Source organism: Streptomyces sp. NBC_01166, assembly GCF_045039765.1.
Lineage (GTDB): Bacteria > Actinomycetota > Actinomycetes > Streptomycetales > Streptomycetaceae > Streptomyces.
Window position 1 is genome coordinate 2,560,489 of record NZ_CP108613.1, and the last position, 22,288, is coordinate 2,582,776.

Annotated in this window: 22 protein-coding genes; 14 read left to right on the plus strand and 8 right to left on the minus strand. The window is 72.3% G+C overall.

Going from position 1 to position 22,288, the window contains the following annotated elements; translation table 11 throughout:
- Positions 1–14 precede the first annotated feature (14 nt).
- The 6 genes from OG379_RS11815 to OG379_RS11840 all read left to right on the plus strand — a co-directional run bounded on the left by OG379_RS11815 (position 15) and on the right by OG379_RS11840 (position 5,589).
- Positions 15–1,589 (plus strand): hypothetical protein, encoded by a 1,575-nt coding sequence (locus OG379_RS11815; protein ID WP_405661886.1) that lies wholly within the window; start codon positions 15–17, stop codon positions 1,587–1,589.
- 110 nt (positions 1,590–1,699) lie between these two features.
- Positions 1,700–1,876 carry a hypothetical protein gene (locus tag OG379_RS11820; protein WP_405661888.1) on the plus strand — a complete coding sequence of 59 codons (177 nt, stop codon included), beginning with the start codon at positions 1,700–1,702 and terminating at the stop codon, positions 1,874–1,876.
- Between the two features lie 211 nt (positions 1,877–2,087).
- Positions 2,088–2,993 (plus strand): ABC transporter ATP-binding protein, encoded by a 906-nt coding sequence (locus OG379_RS11825; protein ID WP_405668480.1) that lies wholly within the window; start codon positions 2,088–2,090, stop codon positions 2,991–2,993.
- Positions 2,993–3,715, plus strand: a complete 723-nt coding sequence (locus OG379_RS11830) for an ABC transporter permease (protein WP_405668482.1) — start codon at positions 2,993–2,995, stop codon at positions 3,713–3,715. Before OG379_RS11825 ends, OG379_RS11830 begins: the two co-directional genes overlap by 1 nt.
- Positions 3,716–3,726: 11 nt before the next feature.
- Complete coding sequence (locus OG379_RS11835) at positions 3,727–4,878, plus strand: sensor histidine kinase (RefSeq protein WP_405661890.1); 1,152 nt, start codon at positions 3,727–3,729, stop codon at positions 4,876–4,878.
- 78 nt (positions 4,879–4,956) lie between these two features.
- Entirely contained in the window at positions 4,957–5,589 is a 633-nt protein-coding gene (locus OG379_RS11840; RefSeq protein WP_362931405.1) for a response regulator transcription factor, read from the plus strand.
- Here the strand turns inward: OG379_RS11840 and OG379_RS11845 are convergent, their stop codons facing one another.
- On the minus strand, positions 5,590–7,089 hold the full coding sequence (locus OG379_RS11845) for an MFS transporter (protein ID WP_405661893.1): 1,500 nt from the start codon (positions 7,087–7,089) through the stop codon (positions 5,590–5,592).
- A 256-nt stretch (positions 7,090–7,345) separates the two neighbouring features.
- Between OG379_RS11845 and OG379_RS11850 the strand changes: the two genes are divergently transcribed.
- Entirely contained in the window at positions 7,346–8,884 is a 1,539-nt protein-coding gene (locus OG379_RS11850) for an MFS transporter (protein WP_405661895.1), read from the plus strand.
- Here OG379_RS11850 and pepE read toward each other — a convergent pair.
- Together pepE and OG379_RS11860 are read right to left on the minus strand one after the other, a co-directional pair.
- Complete coding sequence (pepE, locus tag OG379_RS11855) at positions 8,850–9,578, minus strand: dipeptidase PepE (RefSeq protein ID WP_362931329.1); 729 nt, start codon at positions 9,576–9,578, stop codon at positions 8,850–8,852. The genes OG379_RS11850 and pepE overlap by 35 nt on opposite strands.
- 56 nt (positions 9,579–9,634) lie before the next feature.
- Positions 9,635–10,462 (minus strand): IclR family transcriptional regulator, encoded by an 828-nt coding sequence (locus OG379_RS11860; protein ID WP_405661897.1) that lies wholly within the window; start codon positions 10,460–10,462, stop codon positions 9,635–9,637.
- Between the two features lie 151 nt (positions 10,463–10,613).
- On the opposite strand from OG379_RS11860, the gene OG379_RS11865 reads away from it, so the two are divergent.
- The 6 genes from OG379_RS11865 to OG379_RS11890 all read left to right on the plus strand — a co-directional run bounded on the left by OG379_RS11865 (position 10,614) and on the right by OG379_RS11890 (position 17,010).
- Positions 10,614–11,567, plus strand: a complete 954-nt coding sequence (locus tag OG379_RS11865; RefSeq protein ID WP_393765274.1) for a DUF1177 domain-containing protein — start codon at positions 10,614–10,616, stop codon at positions 11,565–11,567.
- Positions 11,567–12,964, plus strand: a complete 1,398-nt coding sequence (locus OG379_RS11870; RefSeq protein ID WP_405661899.1) for a cytosine permease — start codon at positions 11,567–11,569, stop codon at positions 12,962–12,964. The genes OG379_RS11865 and OG379_RS11870 overlap by 1 nt, the downstream gene beginning before the upstream one ends.
- A complete protein-coding gene (locus tag OG379_RS11875; RefSeq protein ID WP_405661901.1) occupies positions 12,961–14,268 on the plus strand; it encodes a M20/M25/M40 family metallo-hydrolase in 1,308 nt (435 codons plus the stop codon). The genes OG379_RS11870 and OG379_RS11875 overlap by 4 nt, the downstream gene beginning before the upstream one ends.
- 132 nt (positions 14,269–14,400) lie before the next feature.
- Positions 14,401–15,057 carry a class I SAM-dependent methyltransferase gene (locus tag OG379_RS11880; RefSeq protein WP_405661903.1) on the plus strand — a complete coding sequence of 219 codons (657 nt, stop codon included), beginning with the start codon at positions 14,401–14,403 and terminating at the stop codon, positions 15,055–15,057.
- A gap of 23 nt (positions 15,058–15,080) precedes the next feature.
- Positions 15,081–15,992, plus strand: coding sequence for an N-acetylmuramoyl-L-alanine amidase (locus tag OG379_RS11885; protein ID WP_405661906.1), 912 nt, complete (start codon positions 15,081–15,083; stop codon positions 15,990–15,992).
- Positions 15,993–16,179: 187 nt separating this feature from the next.
- A complete protein-coding gene (locus tag OG379_RS11890) occupies positions 16,180–17,010 on the plus strand; it encodes a DUF5336 domain-containing protein (RefSeq protein WP_405661908.1) in 831 nt (276 codons plus the stop codon).
- 61 nt (positions 17,011–17,071) lie between these two features.
- Here the strand turns inward: OG379_RS11890 and OG379_RS11895 are convergent, their stop codons facing one another.
- Together OG379_RS11895 and OG379_RS11900 are read right to left on the minus strand one after the other, a co-directional pair.
- A complete protein-coding gene (locus OG379_RS11895) occupies positions 17,072–17,695 on the minus strand; it encodes a maleylpyruvate isomerase family mycothiol-dependent enzyme (protein ID WP_405661910.1) in 624 nt (207 codons plus the stop codon).
- Positions 17,696–17,883: 188 nt separating this feature from the next.
- Positions 17,884–18,441, minus strand: a complete 558-nt coding sequence (locus OG379_RS11900; RefSeq protein ID WP_405661912.1) for a hypothetical protein — start codon at positions 18,439–18,441, stop codon at positions 17,884–17,886.
- A 140-nt stretch (positions 18,442–18,581) separates the two neighbouring features.
- Here OG379_RS11900 and OG379_RS11905 point away from each other — a divergent pair, with 140 nt between their 5' ends.
- Positions 18,582–18,875, plus strand: a complete 294-nt coding sequence (locus tag OG379_RS11905; RefSeq protein WP_104785126.1) for a hypothetical protein — start codon at positions 18,582–18,584, stop codon at positions 18,873–18,875.
- A 24-nt stretch (positions 18,876–18,899) separates the two neighbouring features.
- Here the strand turns inward: OG379_RS11905 and OG379_RS11910 are convergent, their stop codons facing one another.
- From OG379_RS11910 to OG379_RS11920, 3 genes are read right to left on the minus strand one after another with little or no spacing between them, the layout of a single operon-like run.
- Positions 18,900–19,979, minus strand: coding sequence for a prenyltransferase (locus OG379_RS11910; RefSeq protein ID WP_405661914.1), 1,080 nt, complete (start codon positions 19,977–19,979; stop codon positions 18,900–18,902).
- On the minus strand, positions 19,976–20,707 hold the full coding sequence (locus OG379_RS11915) for a class I SAM-dependent methyltransferase (protein WP_033299793.1): 732 nt from the start codon (positions 20,705–20,707) through the stop codon (positions 19,976–19,978). Before OG379_RS11915 ends, OG379_RS11910 begins: the two co-directional genes overlap by 4 nt.
- 52 nt (positions 20,708–20,759) lie before the next feature.
- Positions 20,760–22,073: a glycosyltransferase family 4 protein gene (locus OG379_RS11920; RefSeq protein WP_393761521.1), complete on the minus strand. Its 1,314-nt coding sequence runs from the start codon at positions 22,071–22,073 to the stop codon at positions 20,760–20,762.
- Positions 22,074–22,288 lie beyond the last annotated feature (215 nt).

Below are 22,288 nucleotides of genomic sequence, written 5' to 3' on the forward strand. Positions count from 1 at the left end.
GAGGTGACCGGACCATGACTGCCTGTGCCATCGAGGACGAGACCGCCGGAGCCGCGAGGACCACCGCGGCGGCCGGCCCCACACCCGAGGCCGCGGAGCCCGACGGGCCGGCCGAGCCCGTGAAACCCCTCGGCGCGGACGCCCCGGACGAGGGCGCGGATCCGGCCGGAGCGGGTACGCCGGACGACGACGCCGATCCGGGCGGGGCGCGGACCGGCCCCGGAGGGGCTGCCGCATCCACCGGACCCGGTCCGCACGGCGTGCCCCACGGCGCGGCCGCCTCCGCCGGTACGAGCCCGCACGGCGTACCCGGCGGGGCAGCTCCCTCCGCCGTCACGGACCCGCGCGGCGCATCCGTACCGCCTGCCCCCTCCGCACCACCGGTCCCGTCCGTGCCGCCCGCTTCCCCCGCCCCCTCGGCACCACCCGCGCAAGCCGCGCCCCGTGTGAACCGTGCCGAAGCGCCCCGCCCCCCGACGCCGTCGCGCCTCGTGCCGCCCGCGCTCACCCTCGCCGCCGACCACACCTACGCTGCGCGGCTCACCCCGGCCGGAGAGGCCGAAGGGCCGGGCTGGTACCCCGAGCGCTGGACGCTGGACGGCCCGGAGCCCTACGCCGTGCCCCTCCCGCTGGACCAGCCGGAGGACGCCTCCTCCGACGTACTGCCGCTCTCGGACGGGCGGGTCCTGATCCGGCGGGAGGTGGAACCCGGCACGCACACGTTCTCCCTCCTCTACCCGACCGGGCCCGGCACGGGCGAGGTCTCGCTGGGCGCCCTCGACTGCCCGGAATTCGTGCTCCTCCCCCCGTCCCCGGACGGCATGAGCGCCTGTGCCCTGCTCCCCGGCGAACGCTCCACCGGCGTCTGGCTGGTGGCGGGCGGCGCGTTCGGTCCCGAGCGTGTCGCCGATGTCCCGGGACGCTGTTCGGGCGGCGTCTGGCTCGACCGCGAGGGCCGGCTGCTGGCCCTGGACCGGCAGATGCCGGGCGGCGGCCCGGTGAAGGCGGTCGTCGTGGACCTGGAGCGCGGCGGGGAAGTGACGCCGCTGCTGCAGATCGCGCCGGAGAGCAACGACCGGCTGCTGATGGCCGACGCGGACAGCGGCCTGCTGCTGGTCCGGTCGGACGCGCCGGGCCACGACCGGCTCGGCTGGGGCGTGCTCGGCAGCTGCCTCCCCATGCGTTTCCCGGAGTGCCTGCGCACACCGGACGGGACGCTGACACCGTTCGCCGTGCAGCCCGGCCAGATGCTGATGCCGGAGAGCTGCGCGGTGGCTCTGCGCGTCGACGGGGCGGCGGGCAGCTGGGTGGGGCTGTGGCGTCCGGCGGGGCGCCGGCTGCACCAGTTCGCGGCGCCCGGCGGGTGGCTGTGCGGATCCGGCTTCTGGACCCGGGAGGGGGTCCTGCACCTGCCGTACTCGCAGGAGGGCGCCCCCTGTGCCGTGGCGTTGCTGGAGGCTCCCGTGGACGAGCCCCACCCGGCCGTCGCGTTCGGAACGAACACGTCCGGCGCCACCCCGGCCCGCGGGGTGTGCACGCCCGTTCCACTGGGGCAGGCGCCTCTCACCGGGCGTACGGCACCTGGATAAACTCGGCCACGGGCTACGCAGTCGTTCCGCGCGGAAGCCGACGGTGACCGTGCCGGGGGGCGGCGGGCTGCGACACACACGTAAGCGATTGCAACGGGGAGACTTCCCACATGTCTGAAGCCCGAACCGACACGGCCCAGACGCGTCCGCCCGAGGCGGACGCGGAACGGGCCGAAGCCGGCGGCTACGGAAAGCACCGAGGAGGCGCATCTGCGGAGAGCGTGACCGCGCAGCCGCACGGCCGTCACCGCCGCCCCTCCGAAGGGGGTGGCAGCGCGGCGGCCTGAACCGCTCCGTACAGCATGCGGGAGCCGTCGCAGCCACCCGGCTGCGGCGGCTCCCGGCGTCACGGCGGTCGCATCCCGCTCCCAACAACGCGCGCACCCAGGACATTTGTCATCGCGGAGTCCGTACACACGCCCCTGCCGCCGGGGCGCCCCGGTCCGTAGCGTCGTCGTCATGACACGGACAACGGGGACCAAGGGGAACGGACCTGCGGTGGTGTTCACCGCGGCGGTCAAGACGTTCGGCCGGGCGGGGAGCACCGTCCGGGCGGTCGACGGTATGGATCTCACGGTCGGGCGGGGCGAGACCGTCGCCCTGCTGGGCCGCAACGGCGCGGGGAAGTCCACGGCCATCAGTCTGCTGCTCGGCCTGAACGAGCCCGACTCGGGCACGGTGCGCCTCCTCGGCCGCACCCCCGGCCGGGCGGTCCGTGCCGGGCTGGCCGGGGCGATGCTCCAGGACGGCCGTCCGATTCCCCGGGTGACGGTGGGTGAGCTGGTCCGCTTCGTCGCGTCCCTCTACCCGCGCCCGTTGCCCGTGGCCGACGCGCTGGCTCTCGCGGGTGTGACGGAGCACGCGGGCCGGCGCGTGGACAAGCTGTCCGGGGGGCAGATCCAGCGCGTCCGGTTCGCCGTCGCGCTGGCCGGCGGTCCCGAACTGGTGGTACTGGACGAGCCGACATCGGCTCTGGACGTGGAGGCGAGGCGCGCGTTCTGGGCGTCGATCCGGTCCTTCGCCGAACGCGGTAACACCGTCCTGTTCTCCACGCACCATCTGGAGGAGGCCGACGGGAACGCCGACCGGATCGTGGTCCTGCACAAGGGCCGGGTCGTAGCGGACGGCAGCGGCGAGGTGATCAAGCGGTCGGCGGGCGGCGGTCTGGTCTCCGTCGACCTGGCGGGCCGCTCGGCCACGGGATTGGAGGCGCTCCCCGGCGTCCTGGGCGTCGAGGTGCGCGGGGGCCGGGCACTGCTGCGTACGGACGACTCAGACGCGACGGTCGTCGAACTGGCGAGGATCGGCGCGGTACGCGGTCTCCAGGTCGGCAGGGCCACCCTGGAGGACGCGTTCCTCTCGCTCACCGCCCCGACGGCCGACCAGGTGAAGGAGGCCGCGTGATGTTCCCCTACATCGCCCTCGAGATCCGGCGGACCCTGCGGGACCCCACGTTCCTGGTCTTCGGGACGGGCATGCCGGTGATGATGTATCTGCTCTTCACCAATCTCGGCGGGAGCGGCACCTACGACGACTGGAAGGCCGCGTCGATGGTCGGCATGGCGGCGTACGGGGCGCTCGGCTCCGCCATGGCGATCGGCACGGGCATCGCGTCGGACAAGTCCCTCGGCTGGTTGCAGCAGTTGAGAATCACACCGCTGGACCCGTGGCGCGCGGTGGCGGGCCGCGCGATCAGCGGTTCGGTGACGGTCCTGCCGACCGTCCTGACCGTGCTGCTGGCCGGGGCGCTCGTCAACGGGGTGCGTCTGGCGGCCTGGCAGTGGGTCGCGCTGGTGCTGCTGCTGTGGATCGGCGCGCTGCCGTTCACCCTGCTCGGCATCGGCAACGGGTACCGGCTCACCCCCCAGGGCACCGGTGTGGTCAACGTGGCCTGCCTGATGGGCTTCGCGCTCGTCGGCGGGCTGTGGTTCCCACTCGGCGTGTTCCCCGGATGGCTGCGCGCCGTCGGCGGGTTCACCCCCGCGCACGGTTTCGCCGACCTGGGCTGGTCGACGATCGCCGGGCACGCCCCGGGGGCCGGGTCCGTGGCCGTACTGGGCGGGTGGCTGACGCTGTTCGGCGGTTACGCCGTGATGTCCTACCGTCGGTCGGCGAGGACCGTGTGAGTGGAGTGACCGTGTCCAGGAAGACGAAGAAGAGGAACAGGCGGCCCGGCCCGCCCGGACCTTACGCCCTGCTGCCCACTCTGCTGATGGGGCTCGGCGCGTTCTCCAACCTCCTGCAGGGCGAGACGTCGAACCCCTGGGTCGGCGGTCTCGGGCTGCTGGCCTTCAACTCCCTGTACATCTCGGTGGTGTTCCGGGGGTTCGACAGGAGGAGGCGGGAGAGCGCCACGTCCTACGCGCTGCTGGCGGCGATGGGGGCCATCACGTTCGGTCTCGCGATCGCGTACGGCGGCAACTGGCTGCTGTTCTTCCCCTTGTTCTCACTGGCCTGCGGGACGATCCTGCGCGGCCGGCGGCTGGTCATCTGCCTGATCGTCCTGGCCGGGTGTGCGTGCGCGGTGGCCGTGTGGCGAGGCGACCACGTGTCGGAGCCCTGGACGATCGGCTACGGCACCTTCATCTCCGGGGGTGTGACCGCCGCGATCCTCACCCTGTCCGAGACGGTGACGGAGCTGCGCGCGACCCGTCAGGAGCTGGCACGGAGCGCCGTCGAGCAGGAGCGGCTGCGCTTCTCGCGCGACCTGCACGATCTGCTCGGCCACACCCTGTCGGTGATCGTCGTCAAGTCCGAGGCGGCCCGCAGGCTCGCGCCGCACGACATGGACGCCGCGCTCGGCCAGGTCTCCGACATCGAGTCCGTGGGCCGCCAGGCCCTCACCGAGATCCGTGAGGCGGTGACGGGCTACCGCCAGGGCAGCCTGGCCACCGAGCTGGACCGGGCCGGCCCGGTGCTGGCCGCCGCCGGGATCGAGCAGGCCGTCCACCGCTCGGGGCCGCCACCGGCCGCGCGGACCGACGCGCTGCTGGGCTGGGTGGCGCGGGAGGCCGTCACCAACGCCGTACGCCACAGTGGCGCGACCCGCTGCGTGTTCGTCCTCGACTCCACATCAGAACGGGTCCGGCTGACGGTGACGGACGACGGCGCCGGCGCCGGACAGCTCGCGGGCCCGGCCGGCGGTACGGGACTGAAGGGACTGGCCGAACGGCTGACCGCCGCGGGCGGCTCCCTGGACTCGGGCCCTGGCCCGGACGGCGGCTTCGTCGTGACGGCGGAACTGCCGGCCGAGGCGCCGGACGGCCCCGGGGAGCGGGACTGCGGCTGAAGGGCGCGCCACCCGGCGAGGTGGTGGCGTCGGGCCTCCGGCGGTCTCCCGGCGGCCTACTCTGAGCCCGTGAACGAGATGCCGCAGGACCACCGCCCCACGGGGTCGGTACGCATCCTGCTCGCCGAGGACCAGGGCATGATGCGCAGCGCGCTCGCGCTGCTGCTCGGGATGGAGCCGGACTTCGAGGTGGTGGCCCAGGTGGCCGCCGGGGACAGGATCGTGGACGAGGCGCTCCTGTCACGCCCGGACGTGGCGTTGCTGGACATCGAGCTCCCGGGCCGCAGCGGCCTGGACGCGGCCGCCGATCTGCGTACGGAGGTGCCGGACTGCCGGGTGCTGATCCTGACGACGTTCGGCAGGCCGGGCTATCTGCGGCGTGCCATGGAGGCCGGAGCCTCCGGCTTCCTGGTCAAGGACGGCCCCGTCGGGGAGCTGGCGAAGGCGATCCGGCAGGTGCTGGGCGGCGAGACCGTGATCGATCCGGCGCTGGCCGCCGCAGCGCTGGGCGCGGGCCCGAGCCCGCTGACCCCACGGGAGCGGGACGCCCTGAACGCCTCGGTGGACGGGGCGACGGTCGCCGACATCGCCGCGAAGCTGAGCCTGTCGGAGTCCACGGTCCGGAACTACCTCTCCTCGGCGATCGGCAAGACCGGCACCCGCAACCGCATGGAGGCGATGCGCGCGGCGCGCCAGGAGGGCTGGCTCTAGCTAGGCCTCCGGGGAGTGCAGCGCCGCCGGCGTGGACTTCTTCCCGGGGCGGCCACCGGCCCGTGTGCCCGGGCGTCCGCCGGTGCGCCGGTCCCGGCGGCCCGGCAGCCAGAGCAGCATCATCGCCGCCCCGCACACCAGCACCACGGCGGACGTGCGGAAGGCCAGCGCGTATCCGGCGGTGATCTCCGCCGTCCCCGTCGAACCCGCCGTACGGGCCGCCGCGACCGTGGAGAGCACGGCGAGGCCCAGCGCGCCGCCCATGGTGCGGGAGGTATTGACCAGCCCGGAGACGAGTCCGGCGTCGCCGGGGGCCGCACCGGAGGTGGCGAGCGTGGCCAGCGGGGTGGAGGCCAGTCCGGCGCCGGCCATCATCAGCACGCCGGGGAGGCAGACCGCGGTGAGGTAGGAGCCGTGCACGCCCATGGTGGACTGCCAGCCGAAGCCCGCGGCGGCGACCAGGGTTCCGGCCACGGCCAGGGACTTGGCGCCGGCCCGCGCCATGAGCGCGGGCGCGGCCTTCGCGCCGATGAAGACGGCGGCGGAGCTCGGTACGAGCGCGAACCCGGCCTCCAGCGGCGTGTAGCCCAGCACGTTCTGGGCGTAGACGGTCATGAAGTACCACATGCCGAACGTCGCCGAACCCAGCAGCAGCATCGACACGTTCGCCGCCGAGACGGCGCGCACTCCGAGCACCCGCAGCGGCATCAGCGGCGCGGCCGTCCTGGCCTCCACCAGGACGAAGACGCCGAGCAGCGCCAGGCCGCCCAGGAGGGGCACCAGGGTGGCGGCTGCGGTCCAGCCGGCCGCCTCGGTCTGCACGATGCCGTACGCCGTCGTCGCCAGGCCCGCCGTGACGAGCACCGCGCCGAGCAGGTCGACGCGGCGGCGGTCGCCCGCCCTGCCCTCGGCCAGCCACACCGCCGCGCCGGCGATGACGAGGACGCCGACCGGCACGTTGATGAGCAGCACCCACCGCCAGGAGAGGAGATCGGTGAGCACTCCGCCGATCAGTCCGCCGGCCGCTCCGCCGCCCGCGCCGACGGCCATCCAGGTGCCGATCGCCCTGGACCGCGCGGGGCCCTCGGGGACGGCGGCGGTGAGGATCGTGAGGGTCGCCGGGGACAGCACGGCGGCGCCGAGTCCCTGCCCGGCGCGGGCCACGAGGAGCTGCCAGCCCTCCTGCGCGAGCCCCCCGGCCAGGGAGGCCGCGGTGAAGAGGGCGAGCCCGGTCAGGAACATCCTCTTGCGGCCGTATATGTCCGCGGCCCGGCCCCCGAGCAGCATGAAGCCGGCGAAGGCGATCGAGTAGGCGTTGACGACCCACTGGAGCCCGGGTGCGCTGAGGCCGAGGTCGGTGCGCATGGACGGCAGTGCCACGTTGACGACGGACACGTCGAGGACGACCAGGAACTGCCCGGTGCAGGCGGCCGCGACCACGGCCCAGGTACGGGTTCTCGATCGTGCGGGCGGCCGTGCGGGCGGGGTGACGTCATCCATGGGTGTCATACTCGCAGGCGTCTCATGCCCCGTACATCGGTTTCCGGGCCCCCTTCGGTCTCATCGCCTCTCCGCCTCCTGGCGTAGGTCCTCCGCCGACTTCCCCGTTTTTACGCCGCGTTCACCGGAATATCGCAGGCACAAGGAAGCGTTCAACATGCACACACTTGGCGGTCGGCGCTGCCCCTCGGCGCGCTGCCGCATGCTCCACCCAGCTCGATCTTCTGCTTCTTCCCCCTGCCCGGAGGCCACACGTATGCAACGGACGACGAACGGACAGCAGGGCTCGCGCGCAGCGCTCCCCGACCCGCGCAGGGGCAAGGGCGGCGGCGTCGTACCCGTACTCGCGTTCGCGGGGATCACCGTCGCGGTGATGCAGACCCTGCTCGTCCCCGTCATCAAGGACCTGCCGTCCCTGCTCGGCACCGATCCGGCGAACGCGACCTGGGTGATGACGGCCACCCTGCTCGCCGGGGCCGTCGCGACCCCGATCATGGGGCGGCTCGGCGATCTGTACGGCAAACGGCGCATGCTGCTGGCCAGCCTCGCCGTGATGGTGGTGGGCTCGCTGATCTGCGCGTCCACCGACAGCCTCGTGATCATGATCGTCGGCCGCGCGCTCCAGGGCTTCGCCATGGGCGCCATCCCGCTGGGGATCGGCATCATGCGCGACGTCCTGCCGCGCGAGAAGCTCGGCTCGGCGATGGCCCTGATGAGCTCGTCCATAGGCGTGGGCGGCGGACTCGCGCTGCCCGCCGCCGCGATCGTCGCCCAGCACGCCGACTGGCACGCGCTGTTCCTCGCTTCGGCCGGGCTCGGGGTGCTGGCCATGACCCTGACCGTCCTCGTCGTGCCGGAGCCGCCGCTGCGCGCGCCGGGGCGCTTCGACCTCCTCGGGGCACTGGGGCTCTCGCTCGGCCTGGTCTGCCTGCTGCTGCCCGTGACCAAGGGCGGCGACTGGGGCTGGACCTCTCCCCTGACACTCGGTCTGATCGCCGCGTCCCTGGTGATCCTGGTGCTGTGGGGCCTTTTCGAGCTGCGCTCCCCGGCGCCGCTGGTCGATCTCCGTACCAGCGCCCGCCGCGAGGTGCTGCTCACCAATCTCGTCTCGATCATGGTCGGGGTCGCCTTCTACGCCGTCTCCCTGGTCCTGCCGCAGCTGCTCCAGCTGCCCGCGTCGACGGGTTACGGCCTGGGGCAGTCCATGGTGGTGGCGGGGCTCTGTGTGGCACCGCTGGGTCTGACCATGATGTTCGTCGCCCCGCTGTACGCACGGCTCTCCGCCCGCCGCGGGCCCAAGACCACACTGATCCTGGGCATGCTGGTCATCGCCGTCGGTTACGGGGCGGGGCTCGGCCTGATGAGCGCCGCCTGGCAGACGGTGGTCATCGCGGTCGTGCTCGGCGCGGGGATCGGGCTCGCGTACTCCTCGCTGCCCGCCCTGATCATCGGCGCGGTCGACGCGTCGGAGACGGGCGCCGCCAACGGCCTGAACACGCTGATGCGGTCGATCGGCACCTCGCTGTCGAGTGCGGTGATCGGCATGGTGCTGGCGAACACCTCGGTGCGGATGGGCGCGGTGGACGTCCCCACCATGGAGGGCTTCCGGACCTCGTTCATGATCGCCACGGGAGCGGTGCTGATCGGCCTCGTGCTGGCGGCGTTCCTGCCGGCGCAGCGGAAGGCGCATCCGGTGCTGCTGGCCAGCAGCGCGGGCGACGCCCTCGCCGCGGCCGGGTCCGCCCCCGTGGCGGCGCCGGTCAGCGCGCCGGAGCGTCGAACCTCGGCTCCGTAGCGAGCAGCCGGGACACATCGGTTCCGGCCGCGAGCTCCTGCGGCCGGACCCCGCGGGTGAACAGCCGTGCGGGCCGCGCGCCCTGGACCGTGGCCGTGCCCTCCTCGACGCGGAGCCAGGAGCCCTCGCGCAGCCCGAGCACGGGGACGTCGTTCTCCTCGAGGAATTCGGTGAGCCGCTCCTCGCGGGTCTCGCCCTTGTGGGTGCTGTCCGGGTCCGGGTCCAGGTAGTGCGGGTTGATCTGGAACGGGACCAGGCCCAGCGCGTCGAAGGACGGCGGCTGCACGATGGGCATGTCGTTGGAGGTCCGGAGGGTGGGCGCGGCCATGTTGGTGCCCGCGCTGGCGCCCATGTAGGGCAGTCCGTCCCGTGCGGCGTCCCGTACCGCCTCGCGCAGGCCGGTGCGGTACAGGGCGTCGAGGAGCCGGAAGGAGTTGCCTCCGCCGATGAACACGGCGTCCGCGGCGGCGAGTTCGGCGAGGGGGTCGGCGCCCTCGTGGACGCCGCGCACGACGGTCCCGGACGGCTCCAGCGCCGCGCGGACACGTGCGGTGTACGCGTCGTGGTCGGCCAGGGCGTACGGCACGAAGGCCAGCCGCGCGTTCGCCGGAAGGAACGCGGTGACGGTGTCCAGGGCGTGTTCCAGGTAACCGCGGCCGTACTGGGTCGAGTTGGAGAGCAGCAGCAGATTCACAGAGGTTCCTCGTGCGGTGGGAGCGGAAAGCCGTTCGGGCGGCTCACGGGCGGGGGTCAGGTGGTACGCGGCCGTCCCGCGCGGGACTTCGGCCGCTGGGGCGGGTGGGTGAGCCGCTGCTCCAGCAGGTGGGCGGCGTGGCGCAGGGCTTCGAGCCGGTCCTCGGGGGCGCCCCGGAAGCGGTCCTCGCCTCCGCCGAGGCTGAGGCTGCCGTAGGGCTCGCGCCTGAGGAACACCGGCACGGCGACGGTGGCGATGCCGGTGTCGTACTCGCCGACCGTCCACGCGAAGCCCTGGGCGCGGACCTTCATGAACTCCTTCTCCAGCAGATCCGGGTCGGTGACGGTCCGGTCGGTGAACCGCGCCATGGGGCGGCCCCGGAAGAGCCGGTGGCGCTGGTCGTCCGGCAGGTAGGCGTAGAAGGACTTGCTGGTGGCCCCGGCGTGCGCCGGGTAGAGCTCCCCCACCAGCGGGTAGTAGCGCAGCGGCCCGGTCTCGCCCTCCTCGGCGGCCACGCACCGCATGTGGAAGTTGTCCGGCAGACAGAACAGGACCGTGTCGCCGGTGGTCCGGCGGAGCTCCTCCAGCACCGGGCCTGCCAGCAGCTCCAGTGACCCCGAGCGCTCCCAGAGCCGGCCGAGCCGCAGCACGGCGGGGCCGATGCGGTAGCGGCGGGTGACCGGGTCGGACACCAGGAATCCGCGGCCCGCGAGCGTGGCCAGCAGACGCTGGGCGACCGAGGTGTCCCAGCCGAACTCCTCGGCGACCTCGGTGACGCCCCAGTCGGGCCGGGTGCGCTCGAAGGCGAGCAGCACCAGGAGCGCCCGGTCGACGGTCTGCAGCGCCCCGGCGGGGGTCCGGCGGTCCGGATCGAAGTCGGCCATCAGCAGCATCTCACCATTCAGACCTGAATTGCAGATAACGGGAAAGCATTGCGTTCCACGGTAGCGGATCCCGAATGTTGCTCCAGCACCCCGCCCCGCGCTTCCCCGTAGGAGCGCCGGGCGGGTGTCCCGCTCCGGAGAAAGGCCCCCCATGCTCAAGTACGTACTGGACATCGTCGAGCTGCTGGACGACCCGCAGGTCAGCGGCAAGTCCGTCGCCGGATACCTCGACTCCGTCGCCGGGGCCGCGGGCTCGGCGGCCGAGGTCACGACGGTCACCGGCGACCGGGGGGCGACGGACTTCGTACTCGTCCGCATCCCGGGCACCCACGGGCGCACCTCGGGCGGCAGCGCCCGGACCCTCGGTGTGGTCGGCCGGCTCGGCGGCGTCGGCGCCCGGCCGGAGGTGACCGGGCTCGTGTCCGACGCCGACGGTGCGGCCTCGGCGCTCGCCGCGGCCGCCAAGCTGCTGGACATGCGCCGCCGGGGCGACGCGCTGCCCGGCGACGTGATCGTCGCCACGCACATCTGCCCGAACGCTCCGACCGAGCCGCACGACCCGGTTCCGTTCATGGGGTCCCCGGTGGACATCGCCACGATGAACCGGCACGAGGTCACCGGCGAGATGGAGGCCGTGCTCTCCATCGACACCACCAAGGGCAACCGGATCATCAACCACAAGGGCCTGGCCCTCTCGCCCACCGTCAAGGAGGGCTGGGTGCTCCGGGTGTCCGAGCAGCTCGGCGAGCTGCTCGCCGTGGTGACCGGTGAGCCGTTGGTCACGTACCCCGTGACCACCCAGGACATCACCCCGTACGGTAACGGTGCACACCACATCAATTCGATCCTGCAGCCCTCCACCGCGACCGCGGCTCCGGTCGTCGGTCTGGCGGTCACCTCGGCCGCCGCGGTTCCGGGCTGCCAGACGGGCGCGAGTCACGAGACGGACATCGCGTCCGCCGCCCGGTACGCCGTCGAGGTCGCCAAGGCCTTCGGCGCCGGAACCCTGGACTTCCACGACGCGGTGGAGTTCGACAACCTCGTCAACCGCTACGGGTCGCTGGCTCACCTGCAGACCTTCGGCCGCACCACCCAGGAGTCCTGATGGCATCCGACAGCCGGGGCGCCGCCACGGTCCCCGAGGCCAAGAGCATCGGCAGCGACGACTACTCGCTCTCCCGGGTGCCGCGCGACAAGCGCTTCGGCTTCTGGTCGATGCTCCTGCAGTGGCTGGCCCAGTCCGGGTCGATCTCCCAGTTCACGCTCGGCGCCACCATCGGTGTGGGCATGACCTTCGGGGACGCCTTCCTCGCCTTCACGCTCGGCGCGGTGATCCTGGAGATCGTGATCTTCGCGATCGGTCTGGCAGGGATGCGCGAGGGCCTGGCCACTCCGATGCTGACCCGCTGGGTGGGTTTCGGCCGCAACGGTTCGGCACTGGTCAGTTTCGTCATCGCGGTCAGCCTGGTGGGCTGGTTCGGTGTCCAGAACACGATCTTCGGCGACAGCGTCTCGGCGCTCGTCGGCGGACCGTCCTGGATGTGGTGCGTCATCGCGGGCGCCGCCATCACCGCCCTGGTGATCTTCGGCTTCCGCTGGATGGCCCTGTTCGCGAAGATCGTCACCCCGCTCTTCTTCGGCATGGTCGCCTGGTCGGTGATCACCACGCTGAACGACCACTCGCTCGGCGACCTGATCAGCTCGCCGCCGCCCGGTGAGACGATCCCGCTGGCGGTGGCCGCCACCGCGATCGCCGGCGGCTACATGACCGGCGCCATCGTCTCGCCCGAGATGACCCGCTACAACAGGAAGGGCTCGCACGTCTTCGTGCAGAGCGCCTCCTCGATGATCCTCTCCGAGTACATCGTCGGCATGGTCGGGGTGCTCCTCGGCCACCTGGTGAAGTCCAGCGAGGTCTCGCACATCGTGCTCTCCACCTCGGGCGCGTTCGGCGTGATCGTGGTCCTGATGTCGACCGCCAAGATCAACGACTGGAACCTGTACGGCTCCTCGCTCGGCGTCGTCAACTTCTTCCAGGTCGTCTTCGGCAAGCGGCTGCACCGCGGAGTCGTCACCGTCGCCCTCGGAGTCGCGGGCACCCTCCTCTCCGCGGTCGGCATCATGACCCACTTCACGGAGTTCCTCTCCCTGCTGGGCGTGATGATCCCTCCGATCGGCGGCATCATCGTCGCGGAGTACTGGTTCGTGAAGCGGATGCGGCGGCCGCTGGACGAGACCCGCGAGGCGCAGACCCTCCCCTCGGCCTCTCCCACCTGGGTGCCGATGTCGCTGGCCATCTGGCTCACCGCGTTCTGCGTCGGCAAGTTCTACGACGGCGGCATCCCCGCGCTCAACTCGCTGGCCACGGCCTTCCTCCTGTACTGCGTGCTCGGCCTGCTGGGCTGGGTCAGGCCGTACGGCACCTCCGCCCTGGACGACGACGCGCACACCACCCCGGCATCCGCCGCCACCCAGGTCACCACCCCGACAGGAGCAGCATGAGCATCGTCCCCGCGTCCGAGCAGGCCCAGGAGGAGGTCGTCGGTCTCTGCGCCGAGCTGATCCGCTTCGACACCTCCAACCCCACCAGCGACGAACGCGCCGCGGCGGACTGGGTGGTGGCCCGGCTCACCGAGGTGGGCATCGACTCCGTACTGGTCGAGTCGGCCCCCGGCCGGGCCAACGTCATCGCACGCGTCGCGGGCGCCGACACCTCGCGGGGCGCCCTGCTGGTGCACGGCCACCTCGACGTCGTGCCCGCCGACGCCTCCGAGTGGCAGGTGCCGCCGTTCTCCGGCGAGATCCGCGACGGCTACCTCTGGGGGCGCGGCGCGATCGACATGAAGGACACGGTCGCGGTCATGCTGGCCACCGCGCGGCACTTCGCCAGGACCGGCACGCGGCCGGCCCGCGATCTGGTCCTCGCCTTCCTCGCCGACGAGGAGGCCGGCGGGAAGTTCGGCGCGCACTGGCTGGTCGAGCACCGCCCCGAACTCTTCTCCGGGGTCACCGAGGCGATCGGCGAAGGAGGCGGCTTCTCCTTCGCGATCGACGACACCCGGCGGCTGTACCCGATCGAGAACGCCCAGCGCGGCATGGCGTGGATGGAGCTCACCGCCACCGGCCGGGCCGGCCACGGCTCCTCCCCGAACGACGAGAACGCGGTCACCGACCTCGCCGAGTCCCTCACCCGGATCGGCCGCGAGACCTTCCCCGTACGGCTCATCGAACCGGTCCGCGCCCTGCTGGAGGAGGCCGCGCGCCTCTACGGTGCGGAGTTCGACGAGGACGACATCGAGGGCACGCTGTCCCGGCTGGGTCCGGTCGCGGACTTCATGCAGGTGGTGCTGCGCAACTCCGCCAACCCCACCATGTTCGACGCGGGTTACCAGACCAACGTGATCCCCGGGAAGGCGACCGCCCGCGTCGACGGCCGCTTCCTGCCGGGCCACGAGCAGGAGCTGATCGACACCATCGACCGGCTGTTGCTGCCCTCCGTCAGCCGCGAGTGGGTCAACCACGACATCGCGATGGAGACGACGTTCGACGGCCCGCTGGTCGAGGCGATGTGTGACGCGGTCCGCGCGGAGGACCCGGACGGCCACCCCGTCCCGTACTGCAACCCCGGCGGCACCGACGCCAAGGCCTTCACCCACCTGGGCATCCGCTGCTTCGGCTTCAAGGGGCTGAAGCTCCCGCACGACCTGGACTACGGCCGGCTCTTCCACGGCGTGGACGAACGCGTCCCGCTGGAGGGCCTGCGCTTCGGCGTCCGGGTCATGACCCGGCTCTGGCAGAGCTGCTGACCTGACCCGGCAGCCCTGCCAGGGGCCCCGACCCGGGCCCACCCCACCCGTACGCCCCCGCCGATCCCTGTCGCGGGGGCGTACGGCACGATGGGACGCCGTCCGATCCACCGCCCCACCAGGAGGAACCCCGTGGCCGCCGAGTCGTCCGCCCGTCCCGACCCGGAGGTTCTCGCCGCCTTCGAGGCCGCCAAGGGCTTCATGCCGGTCCACGAAGGGCTCGCCCTGTACGCCGCCGCCGCCGAGGCCGCCGCGCTCGGGCTCCCGCTCCTGGAGGTGGGCACCTACTGCGGGCGGTCCACGATCCTGCTGGCCGCCGCCGCCCGCGCCGCCGGGCTGACGGCGCTCACCGTCGACCACCACAGGGGCAGCGAGGAACAGCAGCCCGGCTGGGAGTACCACGACACTTCGGTGGTGGACCCCGAGACCGGCCTGATGGACACGCTGCCCACCTTCCGGCGCACCCTGCACCGGGCCGGGCTGGAGGAGCACGTGGTCGCCCTCGTCGGACGGTCCCCGCAGGTCGCGGCCGTCTGGGGCGGGGCGCTCGGCCTGGTCTTCATCGACGGCGGGCACACCGACGAGCACGCGAACGGCGACTACGAGGGCTGGGCCCCGAAGGTCGCCCACGGCGGTCTGCTGATCATCCACGACGTGTTCCCGGACCCGGCGGACGGCGGCCAGGCCCCTTACCGCGTCCACCAACGCGCCCTGGCTTCCGGGGCGTTCACCGAGATCTCGGTGACGGACTCGCTGCGCGTCCTGCGGCGTACGGGGACGGGGATCTGAGGGTCACGGATAGCATCGCGGACGTGCGTCACGAAGACTTCCCTCCCCCCACGCCCCGCCGCGGGCCCGTGCTGGCCGCCGCGGCGCTGGCCGGTGTCTGTCTGACCGCCGCGGGGTGCGCGGGGGACGGCGGGCAGGGCCCCGGGGCCGGACCGGAGAGCGCGTCCCGGTCCGCCGCGTCCACCCCCTCGCCCCGTCAGTCGTCCGCCCCGGCCGCGACCCCGCCCACCGGGCCCACCTCCGCGAAGCCCGCCCCCCGGGGGCCGCTCACGGGTCGGACCGTGGTGATCGACCCCGGGCACAACCCGGGCAACCGCGACCACACCCGGGAGATCAACAGCCAGGTGGACATCGGCACCGGGCACAAGGAGTGCGACACCACGGGCACGGCGACCGACGCGGGTTACGCGGAGGCCCGGTTCACCCTCGACGTCTCCCGCCGGCTGCGCACGCTGCTGGAGGAACAGGGCGCGAAGGTCGTCCTCACCCAGGACGGCGACCGCCCCTACGGCCCGTGCGTCGACGAGCGGGCGCGGATCGGCAACAAGGAGCGGGCCGACGCGGTCGTCTCGGTCCACGCGGACGGTTCCGCAACCGGGAACCGTGGATTCCACGTCATTCTCCCCGCAGCGGTGAACGGGGACGGCTCGGACACCACGAAGATCGTTGCCCCTTCGCGTGAACTTGGAGAACGGATTGCCGGGAATTTCGTACGCGTCACCGGAAGCGCGCCTTCCAATTACATCGGCGACAACACGGGGCTGGACACCCGCGACGATCTCGGCGGCCTGAATCTGTCGACCGTGCCCAAAGTGTTCATCGAATGCGGCAATATGCGTGATCCGAAGGACGCCGCCCTGCTCACCAGTTCGGGCTGGCGACAGAAAGCCGCTCTCGGCATCGCCGAGGGCATCGGCAGCTATCTGAAGAGGTAGTTCTGCGGTGATAGTGGCGACATTGGGGGGATAGCCCGTCCGAGGTCCGGGCAGCATCACAACCCGCCCGGGCAGACGATAGATTCATCCGTACGATGGGGAGCCGCCCCCGAGCTTCGCGCCGTAACCCGCCGATCGGGCGGCATCGACGACCGCCCCGACGAGACGACCGACTAAGGACCTTCACGTGAATATCCGCTCCCTCACTCGAGGCGACGGCGTGGTGATCGGAGCAGCGGTCGTGCTGTTCGTCGCCTCTTTCCTCGACCTCTTCGGCGTCGACTGCCCCTCGGGCGTGGACTGCTCGAACTACAGCTCGAACGCCTGGGACTCGCTCTCCGTCCTGATGGGCATCTACCTGGCCGGCATCATCGGCGCCGCGCTGCTGATCGTCAGCCGCGCGATGCCGGGCCGCAAGGTGGCCGGCTTCGAACTCGGCCAGTTCGGCGCCGCGTTCACCGTGTTCTCCCTGTGGACCATGTTCTGGACGATCATCGACGCGGGTGACGCGGGCGCCGGCCTGATCCTCGGGCTGCTGGCGACCCTCGTACTGGCAGGCGGCGCCGTGGCCACTCCGATGGTTCCCGCGCTCCAGGCCCCGCTCCTGGGCGCACCGCGCCCGGCGCAGGTGCAGCCGGCATACGGCCAGCAGCCCGGCCAGGGTTACGGCTACCCCGGCGCCCAGCAGCCGTTCGGCACGCAGCCCGGCCAGCCCCAGCCGTACGGTGCCCAGCCGGGCCAGCCCGGCCAGCAGGGTCAGCCGGAGCACCAGCAGCAGGCCGCGCAGCAGGCTCCGCAGAGTGGTGGGGCACCGGCCGGTGACTTCACCCCGTTCTGGTTCGCGGTTCCGGTGGCCCGCCCGCTGTACGGCGAGGACGGCGCCCCCAACCCGATCGCGGAGCTCGCTCCGGGTACGTGGTACCTCGCGGTCGAGCAGCGTGGCCCCGGGCTCATCGCCCAGACGCAGGACGGCCGTCGTGGCGTCCTCCAGGACACCACGGGCATCCAGCGCGGCTGAGCCGTCATATGCGAGTGGCCCCCGCCCTTCCGGGCGGGGGCCACTCGCATGTCCGGGCCTCTCAGCCGAAGGACGACCTCTCCAGCCAGAAGTCCAGCAGCCCCCGGTCCCCCAGGACCTCCAGTCCGCCCTCGTCCGGCTTCTGCCTGCGGTTGAACGCCAGCATCAGATCGGTCAGCGGGCCGCGGAGGGCCACGGTCGCCTTCTCGTGGGCGTGACGCCAGGTGAAGCCCTCTTCGCCGAAATCGATGAGCCACTCCGCGCCGGGGACATCCGTGGCGTGCAGATGCAAGGACCGTCCGCCGCCGCGCAGTTCGGCTGCTTCCGGGTCGCCCTGCGCCTGGGCGAAGACGACGATCTGGAGCCACTCGGTGATCGTGTCGGCGGCCAGGCCGGGTGACACCTCGAAGACCGTCCCCACGGCGAGGGCCGCGTCCGCACCGTGGACGGCGGTCTCGTGAGCCATGCGCCGGGCCCAGAAGGCGGTCCGGCGCTCCCACCCCCAGGTCCAGACCTCGGTGTCCGGGCCCGCCTCGCGCAGGGCGTCCACGGTCGCGGCGGCGCCCGCCGTCAGCCATTCCGCCAGGGTCGTCGCCGGCCGGCCCCCCGGCGTCCGGCACCTGTTCCTCGGGGATCGCGCCGGCCGCCCGGCTGCGGACGATCTCACCGGCCCAGCGATGCGCACCTCCGACGTGGACGACGAGTTCGCGCAGGTTCCAGTCGGGGCAGGTGGGGACGCGCAGGGTCAGGTCGGCGTCCTTGACCAGCGCGCCCAACCGGTCGGTCTGCACCAGGATCTCGTCGCAGTACCGCACGTGTGAAAGGAGGGTCATCCTCGCACCCTATGCGGCGTACGGACATCCGTTCAGCTGGTTATCCGCCCAGCTGTGAGGTCGACGGGACCTTGTTCTTCACCTCGGCGCCCGCGCTCTTCCCGGCTTCCTTCACGCTGTTGATGACGCTCTCGAAGGCCCCCACGTCCCCGGCGCCCGCCTCACCCTTGCTCATCCTGGTGGCCACGTCCTTCAGCGAGGCGATCCCGGCGGTCAGCGGGGCCACGGCCTTCGACAGGAGCGGGTCGCCCTTGGCGTTCTCCGCCGCGGCGTTGAGCCGGTTGTACGCGAAGGCGCCCGCCACCCCCGCCTTGACCATGGCGAAGGTGCGCCCGTCCGCGCCCTTCTTGAACTTGCCGGCCCTGTAGGGCTTCACGATCCACTGGTACGCCGCCCCTGCCGCCAGGCCCGCGTTGGCCACGAAACGCGCCTTGGCGTACTTCTGCTTCTGCGCCGACGTCGTGGGGCTCGGGCTCGCGGAACTGCTGGCGGCCCGGTTACCGCCGTCGGCGTCCCCGCAGGCGGTGGCCCCCGCCAGCAGGACGCAGGACAGCGTCAGCGCCAGGACGAGCCGGCGGAGCGGTACGGAACGGGGCACTACGAGCCTCCCTGACCAGGGTCATCACGGTGAGTGACGCGGGCCGGCACTCTTCGCCAGGCTCACCCGTGCGGGTGCGGGCCGCCACCCGGCGCACGCCGTACGGGTTTCACCCAACGTAAAGCGGCAATCCGGAGAACATGTCTCCCAGAACAGGCACAGGAAGCAGCACCGCAGCACGCGTCATAGCCGTCGTCGCGGACATCATGGCCTTCATCATCATTCTGTGGATCCTGATGTACCTGCTCGACGCCAACCGGGGTAACGACCTGGTTCAGTTCGTCCAGGACTCGGCCCGCTGGCTGGCCGGCTGGTCGTACGACCTGTTCACCTTCGACGAGGCGTGGGCACGCGTCGTCACAGGCTACGGACTGGCCGCCGTCGTCTACCTGTTCATCGGCCACGCCGTGGCGGGCCGGGTCCGCCGCTTCTAGGGCCTTCCGTCCGGACGGAAGGCCCTAACCGACCCGGCAACAGTCCGGTTCCAGCCCCGTCGGCAGCCGTTCGCCGCTGAAGACCGCGGTGGTCGCCTCGTCCCCCCCGAGCGCGGCCACCGCGAGGAGCAGTGATCCGGCCGTCCAGGTGGTGAGTTCCTCGGGCCATATGGCCCGCTCGCCCTCGAAGACGTACCCCGTCCAGTAGAGGCCGCCCTCGGCCCGCAGGTGCTGGATGGACTGCAGGATCTCCAGGGCGCGGTCCGACTCCCCCGTCACCCAGAGCGCCAGGGCCAGTTCGCAGCTCTCGCCGCCCGTCACCCAGGGGTTGGGGAGCACACAGCGCACGCCGAGTCCGGGGACCACGAAGCTGTCCCAGCCGTCCTCGATCCGCCGGGTCGCGGCGGCGCCGGTGACCGCGCCGCCGAGGACCGGGTAGTACCAGTCCATCGAGTAGCGGCTCTTGTCCAGGAAGCGCTCGGGGTGGCTGCGGATCGCGTGGCCCAGGGCCCCGGCCGCCAACTCCCAGTCCGGCTGGGCCTCCTCACGCTGCTCCGCCAGTGCCAGCGCGCAGCGCAGCGCCTGGTACACGGAGGAGGAGCCGGTCAGCAGGGCGTCGCCGACGGGGGTGCCGTCGGCCTCGCGCTTCCAGCCGATCTCCCCGCCGGGCTGCTGGAGCCGCAGCACGAACTCGACCGCGGCGAAGACCGTCGGCCACATCCGGTCGACGAACGCGTCGTCGCCGGTGGCGAGGTAGTGGTGCCAGACGCCGACGGCCACGTAGGCGCAGAAGTTGGTCTCGCGCCCCAGGTCGGTCGGCCTGTCGGGGTCACCGTCGTGGTACGCGGCGTACCACGAGCCGTCCTCGTTCTGGTGGCGGGCCAGCCACGCGTAGGCGCGGGCGGCGGCCTCGTGCTCGCCGGCCGCGTCCAGCGCCATCGCGGCCTCGGTGTGGTCCCACGGGTCGAGGTGGTGGCCGCGGAACCAGGGCAGCGCCCCGTCCTCGCGCTGCACGGCGAGCACCGCGGCCACGGTCTCGGCGGCCTGTTCGGCGGTGAGGACGCCCGGCAGGACGAGGTGTTCGGTCTGCTCCGGCGTGCTCACGCCTCGGCCTTCGGCAGGTGCGGCTTGGTCGCGTACGCCACGAAGCTCTTGCCGACGACCGGGTTGAGCAGCTGCTCGGCGACCCGGGTGGCCAGGGGCTTCTTCATGATGTCCCAGACCAGCAGCTTGTGGTAGGCGCGCACGGGCAGCGCCTTGTCGTTGTCGACGCCGAACGCGCACTTCAGCCACCAGTAGGGGCTGTGCAGGGCGTGCGCGTGGTGGGTGCCGTAGGGCTTGAGCCCGGCCTCGCGGATCCTGCCGAGCAGCTCGTCGGCCTTGTAGATGCGGATGTGCCCGCCCTCGACCTCGTGGTACGCGTCGGAGAGCGTCCAGCAGACCTTCTCGGGGCCGTAGCGGGGCACGGTGATCGCGATCCGGCCGCCGGGCTTCAGGACCCGGACCATCTCGGCGAGGACGCCCTTGTCGTCGGGGATGTGCTCCATCACCTCGGAGATGATGACGACGTCGAAGGAGGCGTCGGGGAAAGGCAGGTTGAGGGCGTCGCCCTCCATCGCGGTGGCGGTCGCGCCCGCGGGCGCCTCACCGGCCTCCTTCATCGCGGCGAACCACTTCGCGACCTCGCGGATCTCCTCGCCGTTCTGGTCGAGGGCCACCACCTGGGCGCCGCGCCGGTAGCACTCGAAGGCGTGCCGGCCGGCGCCGCAGCCCAGATCGAGCACCCGGTCGCCGGCGGCGAGCGGGAAGCGGGTGAAGTCGACGGTCAGCACGGGGGCCTGCCTTCGAGGTCGGAGGTACGGATTCCGGGAGCCACGGGGGTGGTCACCTGCGGGCCCCCCGGGCTGCGATCGACTGACGGTACAGCTCGACGGTGCCGAGGGCGGCCTTGGCCCAGGTGAAGTTGGCCAGCACCCGGGCGCGGCCGGCCTCGCCGAGGCGGGCGCGCAGCTCTCGGTCGCCCAGGAGCCGGCCGAGGGCGGCGGCCAGTGCCCCCGCGTCGCCGGGCGGCACGGCGAGGCAGGTCTCCCCGTCGGGCCCCGTGACCTCCGGGATGGCGCCGCCGGTGGTGGCCACCAGCGGGGTCCCCGTGGCCATGGCCTCGGCGGCGGGCAGCGAGAAGCCCTCGTACAGCGAGGGGACGCAGGAGATCTGGGCGCTGCGGACCAGGTCGACGAGTTCGGCGTCGCTGATGCCCTTGACGAACTCGACGGCGTCCTGGAGCCCGTGGCGCGCGATCGCCTGGGCGACGGGGCCGCGTTCGGCCCGCTTGCCGACGACCACGAGGTGCGCCTGCGGGTTCTCGGTGCGGAGCTTGGCGAGGGCCTCCACGAGGTGGACGAGGCCCTTGAGCGGGACGTCGGCGCTGGAGGTGGTGACGATCCGTCCGGGGACCTCCGCGACCGAGGGGTCGGGCGACCAGAGGTCGGTGTCGGCCCCGATGTGCACGACCTGGATACGGTCCCGGCGCACCCCGAGGTGCTCGACGATCTCCTGCTGGGACGAGCCGGAGACGGTGAGGACGGACGGCAGGCGGCGGGCGACGCGCTTCTGCATGCGGGTGAAGCCGTACCAGCGGCGCACGGCGAGCCGGCGGCGCGCCGATCCGGCGGCGTCCAGGTCCAGCCGCCGGTCGACGGTGATCGGGTGGTGGATCGTGGTGACGAGGGGTGCGCCGATGTCGCCGAGCAAGCCGTAACCGAGCGTCTGGTTGTCGTGCACGACGTCGAAGTCACCGCGCCTGGCGAGGAGATGACGGCGTGCCCGCAGGCTGAAGGTGAGCGGCTCGGGGAAGCCGCCGGTCCACATGGTGGCGACCTCGGCGAAGTCGATCCAGTCGCGGTACTCGCCGCGTCCCGGGGTGCGGAACGGGTCGGGCTGGCGGTAGAGGTCGAGGCTCGGCAGCTCGGTGAGCGGAACGCCCTCGTCGAGCACCGGATAGGGCTGGGCACCGATCACTTCGACGCTGTGGCCGAGCCGGGCCAGCTCGCGGCCGAGGTGTCGGACGTAGACGCCCTGGCCACCGCAGAAGGGGTTGCCCTTGTAGGTCAGGAGTGCGATGCGCAGGGGCCGGTCACCGTCGGTGCCCGCCGTGTCGCCGCCCGCGAAGGGGCCCGTCTCTATGGCCTCAGCGGTCACACTCGGCCCCCTTCTCACTACGTTCGCCGGAGCGTAACCGGTCGCGCTAATCTAGAACAAGTTTCAGACTGGGCGGTTCAACCCGCATCGAATCTACCGGCAGGTAGCGTCGGCGTGACGGCCGGATCAGGTGATTCGCGCCACGGCGGTCACCCTGGCATGCTGTGCGCGCCCGGAAACAGACGCCCGGCCGGACAGGGAACCGGTTCTCCCTT